The 10,719-nt window shown below is 46.3% G+C and carries 6 protein-coding genes; 1 reads left to right on the forward strand and 5 read right to left on the reverse strand.

The window, feature by feature from the left end:
• Positions 1-154 precede the first annotated feature (154 nt).
• Positions 155-1,060, forward strand: coding sequence for a GGDEF domain-containing protein (locus B2U97_RS13630; RefSeq protein WP_034821640.1), 906 nt, complete (start codon positions 155-157; stop codon positions 1,058-1,060).
• Here B2U97_RS13630 and tilS read toward each other — a convergent pair.
• The 5 genes from tilS to B2U97_RS13655 form a co-directional block, all read right to left on the reverse strand.
• Positions 1,026-2,372 (reverse strand): tRNA lysidine(34) synthetase TilS, encoded by a 1,347-nt coding sequence (gene tilS, locus B2U97_RS13635; protein WP_034821642.1) that lies wholly within the window; start codon positions 2,370-2,372, stop codon positions 1,026-1,028. The genes B2U97_RS13630 and tilS overlap by 35 nt on opposite strands.
• A gap of 6 nt (positions 2,373-2,378) precedes the next feature.
• Positions 2,379-3,335: an acetyl-CoA carboxylase carboxyl transferase subunit alpha gene (accA, locus tag B2U97_RS13640; protein WP_286822874.1), complete on the reverse strand. Its 957-nt coding sequence runs from the start codon at positions 3,333-3,335 to the stop codon at positions 2,379-2,381.
• Between the two features lie 15 nt (positions 3,336-3,350).
• A complete protein-coding gene (dnaE, locus tag B2U97_RS13645; RefSeq protein WP_286822875.1) occupies positions 3,351-6,827 on the reverse strand; it encodes a DNA polymerase III subunit alpha in 3,477 nt (1,158 codons plus the stop codon).
• A 78-nt stretch (positions 6,828-6,905) separates the two neighbouring features.
• Positions 6,906-8,201 carry an NAD(P)/FAD-dependent oxidoreductase gene (locus B2U97_RS13650; protein ID WP_034821648.1) on the reverse strand — a complete coding sequence of 432 codons (1,296 nt, stop codon included), beginning with the start codon at positions 8,199-8,201 and terminating at the stop codon, positions 6,906-6,908.
• A gap of 100 nt (positions 8,202-8,301) precedes the next feature.
• Positions 8,302-10,491 (reverse strand): M3 family metallopeptidase, encoded by a 2,190-nt coding sequence (locus tag B2U97_RS13655; protein WP_286822878.1) that lies wholly within the window; start codon positions 10,489-10,491, stop codon positions 8,302-8,304.
• Between the last annotated feature and the right edge of the window lie 228 nt (positions 10,492-10,719).

The following is a 10,719-nucleotide window of genomic DNA, read 5'->3' on the forward strand; positions in this document are numbered from 1 at the left end:
GATTGCTTTGTTTTTATGAGTGTCAAAATAGTAACACTCTTTTGTTTCAGAAAAACTAGCTCTTATAACGTTTTGTAAAATATAGCTTTTCTATTTTTGGCCTAATATTTGCAAATAAATTTTCAATTATCAAATTCAGGCAAAAAGGTTTGTCATGCTAAACAGAGCTGTAGCAAAAACTGAGAGTAAGGCAACTGAGAACAAAACTCAGGCAATTATCAGTCAATTAACCTCATCGGCCGATTTGCAAAGCAAATCAACCCCGTTAACTGAACGGTTGCAGACATCTCTCGATTTGCATCAGGTATTATCTATTTACGCAGAATACATGGTTCAGCGTCTACCGGTAAGTGCCCTGCAATTTATCTCTGATGATCAAATTATTAATTTAATTGGCGATTACGAAAGTCTTGAGAGTGAATACTCGGTAATGCTTTATGCCGATAAGGAATACTTAGGACAAATGGTTTACCAATTCAAACGTCAACCATCCTATGTGAATAAAGTGCGCCTGGAACAAATGCACCGACAGCTGACTTTCCCTCTGCGTAACGCTATAGAGTTTTCGCGCTTAAGAAAAGTTGCGATACGGGACCATTTAACCGGCCTTGGTAACAGAGCCTTACTGGACGAAACGCTTGAGCACATCAGTGCACGTTTAAAGCGCGATAACAAACAGTCTCATATTGTCATGTTATTGGATATGGATGGCTTTAAAAACGTCAACGACCGTCATGGGCACCAGCAAGGTGATGAAGTACTGAAGCTGTTTGGCAATTTATTGCAGCAGCAACTGCGCGATACGGATCGGGTATTTCGCTATGGTGGCGATGAATTCGTATTAATACTGGAAAACACAAGGCTCGAACAAGCAGACGACGTTTTTCGGCGTATTCGGGATGCACTCGATAACGATATTAGCCTTGCCACTTTCAATATTGGCGTTAGCGCTGGTAGCCTGGTTATGGAAAGTTTTCATAGTCCCCAGGATATTATTGATGAAGCTGACAGACGCCTTTACGCCGCTAAAGTAGCCGGTAAGAATCAACACCTGAGCTAACCCAGTTTGGCTCAGGTAACTGAAGGCTGTCGAATTCTGTTTTCTCAATAACCTGATAGCTGAACCAGCCTAGTCCGGCCACCCACACGTACTGAGCGTTCAACTCAAGTATTGGTCGTCGGGCTCTTAACCACGGCGGAATTCCTGCCTGCTTCAACCAGTCTTTTAGTTTTTTGCGCCCCTGACGCCCAGGCTTTGCCAGCTTTTCTGAGGTTAACGAAAAGGTTAATCTCAACTCATTATTATTCGTCAGCAATGCATCTGGCACGCTTAATGTGCCCCACTCCCCCAAATTGACATTAGCCTCAGCTAACCAACAATCTGCCGGTAATTGCCCGGTATTGTTGTCACACCATAGTGCGTATTGAAAGTAGCGCACACTGTAGCCATCACACTGAACCTGCATTTGGCTGTCGTCTGTTGCGCTTTGAGCTTGTAAGCGAATTTGCTCCAGTTGCTCGTAACTGGGCAACGAATATTTTTGTTCTTGTAGCCAGGCTCGCAGTAACGCTCGCTGCATAGCAGCAGAATGATCACTGAGTAAACTTAAAGGAAAGTGGCTCTTGTGCTTCTGCGCTTTATGCAGTTTTTCCAGCAACAGTTCATCCATCACCTGCTGTTGCTCGGCACAAAGTTTTGCTGACCTCAGCACGCTAATCCCAAACTGTGGCCAGCGCTGCTCTAATAACGGCACCACTTTATGTCGCAAAAAGTTCCGCTCAATACGAGTGTCGTAGTTCGTATCGTCTTCAATCCAGGTTAATTTCTGTTGCCGCGCATAGCTTAAAATGTCTTCTTTACTGACACTGAGCAAAGGACGGCAGAGACGGCGGTTGTCCACCCATGGCTGAACAGCGGCCATTGAGGATAAGCCTTTTGGCCCGCTGCCGCGTTTTAATTGCAGAAAAAAGGTTTCAATTTGGTCATTGCGGTGTTGTCCAAGCAGTAATACCGCATCATCGTCGGTCAGCTCGGCCATTCTCCGGTAACGGCTTTCACGCCCGGCGGCCTCTTTGCTTTGCCGGTTTTCTACGGGCACATTAAGCGGCTCAAAAACCGTTTTTACACCATAGGCCTTAGCAGCATGCTCAATGGTCGACGACCAGTCAGCTGAACTGGGGTGGAAGCTATGATCTAAATGAATGGCTAAATACTGATACTGAGGGTTATGCTGACGAAAGCGCATCAGCAAGTCGAGGATAGTTTGCGAGTCAGCCCCGCCACCAAGGGCAGCAACTAATTGCTGCCCCGGCTTTAATGCAAGAGACTCTAAGCTTTCACAAAACAGGTCATAAAGACCATCTTTCATCATTGGTAATTAGCAGTAACCAAAAGACATAAGTTTACGATAACGCTGATCCAGCAGTTCCTCGTGGCTTAACCCCTGTAAGCTTCCTAAATCAGCAATCAGCTGACGCTTAAGGCGTACTGCCATTTCTTCCTGATGACGGTGTGCGCCGCCTAAAGGCTCAGGTATCACAGAGTCAACCAGACCCAACTCTTTACTTCGCTCTGCGGTTACCCCCATAGCTTCTGCTGCTAATGGTGCTTTGCTGGCACTTTTCCACAAAATAGAAGCACAACCTTCCGGAGAAATAACCGAGTACGTACTGTATTGCAGCATGTTAACGCGGTCACCGACACCAATAGCCAGAGCACCACCAGAACCACCCTCTCCAATAACAGTACAAACGATAGGAACGGTTAAGCGAGCCATCACTTTCAAGTTGCGCGCAATGGCTTCACTCTGACCGCGTTCTTCCGCACCAATTCCAGGATAAGCGCCCGGTGTATCAATGAAGGTAACAATTGGCATTTTAAACCGTTCTGCGGTTTGCATCAGGCGTAGCGCCTTACGATAACCTTCCGGCTTTGGCATACCAAAGTTACGACGGATCTTCTCTTTGGTTTCGCGGCCTTTTTGCTGCCCTATAACCATAACCGGAGTGCCGTCTAAACGCGCAATACCGCCAACAATCGCCTCGTCGTTAGCAAAAGAGCGATCACCCGCCATTTCGTCAAACTCGGTGAATATCATGCGAATATAGTCAAGCGCGTATGGACGCAACGGATGACGCGCCAGCTGTGCTACCTGCCACGCACCTAAATCAGAAAAGATTTTCTCTGTCAGTTCCTGACTCTTTGTGGTCAGCCGCTGCACTTCCTCTTCCAAGTTAAGATCCAGTTGTCCGCGGTTGCCAACAGACTTCAGTTCCTCGATTTGCGCTTCAAGTTCCGCAATAGGTTGTTCAAAATCCAGAAAATTAAGGCTCATTCGCTGTCATTTCCTTTAAAATTCAAGTGAAACTTGCTGAGTTCCCAGCAAATTCTGTAATTCGTATATTAATTCATCAGACGGATTCACATACCATTGTGCGCCAACATTTAAAGTGGCTTCAACACGTTCCGACTGATACCGCATTTTTATCGGACAAGTCCCTTCAGCAAAGGGCTGTAATAGCTTTTCCAGTTTTCCGGCAAGACCTTTAGCAAGCTGCTCATCCGTTACTGTAATTGCTAAATGCCGGAGATAAGTTTCCCGAGCCTGCTCAATTGCCATCACTTCTCTGGCAGTCATTGTATTGCTATTACTGAAGTTATCAAATCTGACCTCACCTTTTATCCACAAAATTCGGTCTTTTTCGAGCAATTCCTGATAACTTTCGTATTCATTACTAAATAAGCGTACATCCATGCGCGCTGTTTTGTCATCTAAAGTCACTATAGCAAAACGCTGACCTCTTTTATTGGTCAGTACTCTCACATCAATCACCAACCCGGCAATGGCAATACTCTCATCTTTGCGGGTGGGAGTAACATTGGACAAGGTACTATTAATGTAATGCTTGAGCTCTGCACGAAAACGGTTAATGGGGTGACCGGTTAAATAAAGACCCAGGGTGTCACGTTCGCCTTCTAACCAGACCGCTTCCGACCATTTACGTACGCTGACAAACTCCTGCTCAACCGCTTCAGGTTCGGTGGTGAGCACCCCAAACATATCCGACTGACCAATTTTTTCTGCATTCAAATGCTGTTCGGCCTGACGAATGGCTTTTTCCAACGTCGCCATTAATGAAGCGCGGTGAGGTCCTAAGTTGTCCATTGCACCAGCACGAATTAAGCGCTGTAGAATACGCTTATTCATTCGCTTTAGGTCAACCCGGCAACAGAAGTCGAATAAATCGCGAAACGGCCCGCCCTCTTCCCGGGCTTTGATAATAGACTCAATTGGCCCTTCACCCACACCTTTTATTGCGCCTATACCGTAAACCACTCGTTGCTGTTCATCTACGGTAAACTTATATTCGCCTTTGTTCACATCCGGCGGCAACAAATCCAGCCCCATGCGTTCGCATTCGTCCGCCAGAGTGACAATTTTGTCGGTGTTGTCCATATCGGCAGACATCACCGCAGCCATAAATTCTGCCGGAAAGTGGGTTTTCATCCATAAGGTCTGGTATGACACTAAAGCGTAGGCAGCCGAGTGCGACTTGTTAAATCCATAACCGGCAAATTTCTCTACCAAGTCGAAGATTTTCGTTGCCAGTTCAGGGTCGATATTATTCTTTGCAGCACCTTTAGCGAAAATTTCTCGCTGCTTTGCCATTTCTTCAGGCTTTTTCTTACCCATTGCACGGCGTAATAAATCTGCGCCACCCAAAGTGTAGCCCGCCAGAACCTGGGCAATTTGCATTACCTGTTCCTGATAGAGGATGACACCGTAAGTCGGTTCCAGTATTGGTTGCAAACTCTCATGCTGATACTCAGCATCGGGGTATGAGATTTCTTCCCTGCCGTGCTTTCGGTCAATAAAGTTATCAACCATGCCGGACTGCAGAGGCCCCGGCCGGAATAGCGCCACCAAGGCGATAATGTCTTCGAAAGAGTCTGGCAAAAGCTTTTTAATAAGCTCTTTCATGCCACGCGACTCTAACTGGAACACCGCCGTTGTCTCGGCTTTTTTCAACAGTTTAAAACACGCCGGATCAGTTAAATCAATCGACGTAATATCAATGGGCTCTTTGCCGCTCTTAGCATGACGGCGGTTCACCATATCAACCGCCCACTGAATAATGGTCAGCGTTCTCAGCCCCAAAAAGTCGAACTTAACCAGACCTGCTGACTCAACATCGTCTTTATCAAACTGAGTGACCGGGTTGTTGCCTTCGTCATCGCAATACAGTGGCGAGAAGTCGGTTATTTTGGTTGGGGAAATAACCACGCCACCAGCGTGTTTACCAGCATTACGAGTCACACCTTCAAGAATACGGGCCATATCAATAATGGCCTTAACTTCTTCATCCTGGTCGTACGCGGCACCAAGCTGAGGCTCAATTTCAAAGGCTTTGGCCAGGGTCATGCCCGGATCGCCCGGTATTAATTTGGAAATTCGGTCGACAAAGCCATACGGGTGAGCCAATACCCGTCCGACATCGCGTATCGCAGCCTTAGCCGCCATGGTACCGAAGGTAATAATTTGCGAAACCGCTTCACGGCCGTAGAGGTCAGCAACGTGATCTATAACTTCATCCCGACGATCCATACAGAAGTCGACATCGAAATCCGGCATGGAAACCCGCTCAGGGTTAAGGAATCGTTCGAAAAGCAAGTCAAATTCAAGCGGATCCAAATCCGTTATTTTAAGTGCATAAGCCACCAGAGAGCCTGCACCTGAACCGCGTCCCGGGCCTACGGGGATGCCGTTATCTTTACTCCACTGAATGAATTCCATAACGATAAGGAAATATCCGGGAAAGCCCATATCGTTAATAACGCCGAGTTCGCGCTTGAGTCGTTCGTCGTACTCTGGGCGCTTTTGCTGTCGCTCTTCCGCGTCAGGAAACAAAAACTCTAAACGTTCTTCCAGCCCTTCTTCCGAAACTTTGATTAAAAACTCTTCCGTTGTCAGGTCGCCAGTGGGAAACTTAGGCAGGAAGTATTCGCCCAAACGCACAGTGACATTACAACGCTTAGCTATTTCAACAGTATTTTCTATTGCTTCAGGAATGTCAGAAAACAACTCTGTCATTTCTTCGCTGGAGCGCAAATATTGTTGTGGTGAATATTTCTTTGGCCGGCGTTTGTCTTCTAGTTGATACCCGTCGTGAATAGCCACACGAATTTCGTGAGCATCAAAGTCTTCTTCTTTCAGGAAAACCACTTCATTAGTAGCGACAACGGGTAGACCGGTTTCTCCGGCTAAAGCCACCGCTTTATGTAAATAGGTTTCTTCCTGAGGTCGACCGGTGCGCACCAGCTCCAGGTAATAGCGATCAGGAAAATATTGCTGATAGAAATCGAGGGCGGCATCCAGCTGACTGTCGTGGCCTTTAATTAGAGCCTGCCCTACATCGCCCTGACGGCTTCCGGACAATAAGATAATGCCTTCGTTATGCTCCTTCAGCCAGTCTTTATCGATAACCGGCTTACCTTTAATATTACCGCGCAAATAAGCTTTTGAAATAAGCTGAGTTATCTGCTGATAACCTTCGTTATCCATTGCCAGTGCGGTCAGGCGGAAAATTTCAGATTCAGGATAGTCAGCCTGCACCCAGAAATCGCACCCTATTAAAGGCTTTAAGCCCAATTGATGCGCCTTTCCATAGTAGCGAACCAGACCACAAAAGTTCATTTGGTCGGTAATAGCTAAAGCAGGCATACCCGCTTCAGCAACAGCCTCACAAATTGGACCAACTTTCGCCAGTCCGTCTATCATGGAAAAGTCGCTATGAACTCTTAAGTGAACAAAATTTGGTGCAGTCATTTTACGGATACAGTCTGGCTTTTTTCATTATCATTTTAGGGTCGTTATTGTGCCTTAAGCAGCCTCTGAAGTATATCGTCAGTGTAACTTCAGTCGCGGTTTTACAACATGGTTAAGTTTGTCCACCATTAACAACAAAAACATCTTCCACCAACCGTGTAAGGCTCTTTGGTGCATGCGGTATAAACTGGCGTAAGCCCAACGCGCTAAAGTGCCTTCAAGCGACATTGACAGACTTTTACTTTGCATTAAATTACCCACCGCCGAAAAACGGCTCAGTGAGACGAGCGAGCCTCTGTCTTTATACTTAAAGGCTTTCGCCGGTTTGTTGCGGTACTCACGCACAATGTTCTGATATAAACATTCAGCCATCTGATGTGCTGACTGAGCTCTTGGTGGTACCCAACGTTCATCGTCTATGCGGCAACCAGCACAGTCGCCTATGGCATAAATGCTTTCGTCAGAGACCGACTGGAGATACTCATTTACTTCAATTTGATTGTTTTTGCGAACTTTCAGACCCCATTCACTGACAAAATCGGGAGCCCGGACACCGGCTGCCCATACCATTAAGTTAGCACTGATATTCTCTCCTTCAGACAACACCAGAGTGTTTTCTTTTACTTCAGTAACCGGATTACCCAATATGACTTCAACACCCAGCGATTTCAGTTTCTTCTCTACCGATGCTGACAAACGCTCAGGCAACGCGGGCAATAATCGTTTACCGGCTTCAACCAAGCGAACTTCAAAATGTTTTTGATCAAGGAAAGAAAGACCATAAATAGATAACAATGACACCGAATGAATGAGTTCAGCAGCCAGTTCTACTCCGGTTGCCCCACCGCCCACAATAGCCAGTGACAATTTCGTATTTTCGCCGTCTTCGATCGACTGATTTACCCGTAAAAACTCATTTAGTAAATGTTCATGGAACTCATCCGCCTGACGCAGTGAGTCCAGAAAATAACAATGATCGCTAACGCCGGGGGTTCCAAAGTCTGCGGTAACACTGCCAATGGCAAGAATTAATCTATCGTATTGAATACTGCGCGGCGCCAACACTTCATGGCCCTGCTCATCTGTTATCGCCGCCAGTTGAATAGACTTTTCGTCTTTATTCACAGCCTCTAACGTACCGACCAGAAACTGGAAACCTTCGCGGGCACTTTGTCCGCGGTAATCCAGTTCAGCCAGCCGCGAGTCCAGAGCACCTGAGGCTACTTCGTGCAACAACGGCTTCCATAAGTGAGTACTGTTTCTGTCAATTAGCGTTATCTTTGCTTTCTTCTTGCGACCCAGCTTTCTTCCCAGCATCGTCGCCAATTCTAATCCGCCTGCACCACCACCAACTATGACAATCCGTTCTTGCATTTGTGCCTCGCCTATCTGCAGATAATAAAAAAGCCACTGACGATGATAACGCCAGTGGCTTTAGATAACGACTGTTCAGTCGAAATTATTTCAGTACGACTTAGTCGATACTAGGATCCGTTAATCCGCGACGTTCAAGCAAGGCTTCAACAGTCGGCTCCTGACCACGCCAGTCGATGTACTGTTGCATAGGATCTTTACTGCTGCCTTTTGACAGAATTTCTTTACGGAAAGCCTGGCCATTTTCAAGGCTCAAACCACCGTTATTGCCCATGTGTTTAAACGCATCGGCTGCCAACACTTCACTCCACATGTAAGCGTAGTAACCTGCTGAGTAGCCGCCGGCAAATACGTGAGCAAAGTAAGTTGAACGGTAGCGTGGTGGTACGGCTTCAATAGCTACACCGTTTTTCTCCAGCGCGTCCTGCTCAAAACCAGCAACATCATCGATTTCTGTTCCGGGCTCTATAGTATGGTACTCAAGATCTAACAATGCAGCAGAGAGATACTCTAGTGTATCGAAACCCTGGTTAAAGTTACGCGCCGCTAATACTTTTTCCAGCAACTCGTCCGGAATTTGTTCTCCGGTTTCGTAGTGTTTGGCGTATTTGGCAATCACTTTTTCGTTCAGAGTCCAGTCTTCCTGGAAAGTTGAAGGAAACTCAACATAGTCACGCGGTACAGAAGTACCTGCCTGCGATGGATATTTCACGTCAGAGAACATACCGTGCAGCGCATGGCCCATTTCGTGGAACATAGTTGATACTTCATCAAAGCTGATTAAGGTTGGTTCACCTTCAGGCGCTTTGGTGATGTTCATGTTGTTCAAAATGACCGGCTTCTGATTCATCAGTTCAGACTGAGTACGGAACGAGCTCATCCAGGCTCCGCCGCGCTTACTGTCACGAGTGAAGTAGTCGGCATAGAACAAGCCAATGCTTGAACCGTCAACGTCTTTTACTTCGTACACAACGACATCGTCGTGGTAAACCGGAATGTCATTGCGCTCTTCGAACGTAATACCGAACAATTGATTCATTGCATAGAAAACGCCGTCTTCTAGTACGCGGTTAAACTCGAAATACTGTTTAACTTCGTCAGCATCAATTGCGTATTTTTCTTCGCGTACTTTTTCAGCATAGTAGAACCAGTCCCATGGCTTGAGCTCAAAATCTTCACCTTCAGCTTCAATCATTGCCTGAACTTCTTCAGCTTCTTTTTCTACGTTACTGACCACCGCTGGAACTAAGTCACGTAACATAGACTGCGCTGCTTCCGGCGTACCAGCCATGTTGTCTGCCAGCACATAGTCACCCCAGCTATCAAAGCCCAGAAGTTTCGCTTTGTCAGCGCGCAACTTGGTTAAACGCTGAACCATTGGACGTGTATCAGTTTCCGTATTACCTGAACCACGATTAGCTGAGGTTTCCCAGATTTTCTGGCGCAGTTCGCGGTTTTCTAAATCGGTCAAAATAGACTGACGAGTTGTGTTAGTCAGAGTAATAGCGTACTTACCTTCCATATCACGGCTTTCTGCCGCTTTAGCTAACGACGCAATTTTACTGTCACTAAGTCCAGCCAGTTGCTCTTTATCATCAACAACGATGACGTTTTCGTTAGTCAGCGCCATTAAGCTTTTCTGGAATTCAGTTGTTAAACTGGATAACTCTTCGTTGATATCACGAATTTGTTGTTTCTGCTCGTCGTTCAGCTCTGCGCCAGCACGAACAAAGCCTTTGTAAGTGTCTTCCAGTAAACGCTCAGACTCAGAATCAAGATCTAAAGAGTCGCGGTTATCAAATAAGCTCTTAACTCGCGCAAACAGATCTGGGTTCAGCATGATGTTGTCACGGTGAGAGGCCATCTCAGGGGCTAGCTTGCCCTGTAACTCACGAATTTCATCGCTGCTGTTAGAAGAAGACAGGTTATAGAACACAGAGCTTACACGCCCCAGAATTTCGCCCGCTTTTTCCATTTCAACAATGGTATTTTCAAAAGTAGGTTCCGCTGAATTCGTTGCAATAGCTTCAATTTCAGCCATGTGCTCTTCCATTCCGCGCTCAAATGCAGGTTCAAAATGTTTGAACTCAATAGCATCAAAGTCCGGTGCCTGATATTGCAGAGAGCTGGCCTTGAAGAATGGGTTAGTTTCTTTTGCTTGTTGACTGCTGTCTTTGGATGTTTCAGTTGAAGCAGTTTTGTTCTCAGTTGTTGATGAGTCATTTGCATCGCTGCAAGCCCCCAACGATACTGCCGCGCCCACAGCTACAGCCAGTAAAGTTTTACGCATGGGTATCTCCCGTTGTCTATGTTTGTCATTGTGATTTTGGTGACAATACTCTAGCCCTGTGGAGCCTCAGGCTCAAGAGCTAAACGGCAAAAAGCATGATCTTCGGGGTAAAACTTAAGATAGGTGAAAAATAAAGCGGACGAAAGAAAATAAAAAAAGATAAATTAATTTGAGTTTTACAGGGGGGATTACTAAGAGAGAGAATAATGGCGGAGTGGACGGGACTCG

The organism is Idiomarina sp. UBA3176 (assembly GCF_002364295.1).
GTDB classification, from domain to species: Bacteria; Pseudomonadota; Gammaproteobacteria; order Enterobacterales; family Alteromonadaceae; genus Idiomarina; species Idiomarina loihiensis.

What these genes read in the sequence shown, in the direction of transcription:
- B2U97_RS13630 (WP_034821640.1), top strand. Translation starts at nt 155, where the DNA reads ATGCTAAACAGAGCTGTAGCAAAAACTGAGAGTAAGGCAACTGAGAAC.
- tilS (WP_034821642.1), bottom strand. Translation starts at nt 2,372, where the DNA reads ATGATGAAAGATGGTCTTTATGACCTGTTTTGTGAAAGCTTAGAGTCT.
- accA (WP_286822874.1), bottom strand. Translation starts at nt 3,335, where the DNA reads ATGAGCCTTAATTTTCTGGATTTTGAACAACCTATTGCGGAACTTGAA.
- dnaE (WP_286822875.1), bottom strand. Translation starts at nt 6,827, where the DNA reads ATGACTGCACCAAATTTTGTTCACTTAAGAGTTCATAGCGACTTTTCC.
- B2U97_RS13650 (WP_034821648.1), bottom strand. Translation starts at nt 8,201, where the DNA reads ATGCAAGAACGGATTGTCATAGTTGGTGGTGGTGCAGGCGGATTAGAA.
- B2U97_RS13655 (WP_286822878.1), bottom strand. Translation starts at nt 10,491, where the DNA reads ATGCGTAAAACTTTACTGGCTGTAGCTGTGGGCGCGGCAGTATCGTTG.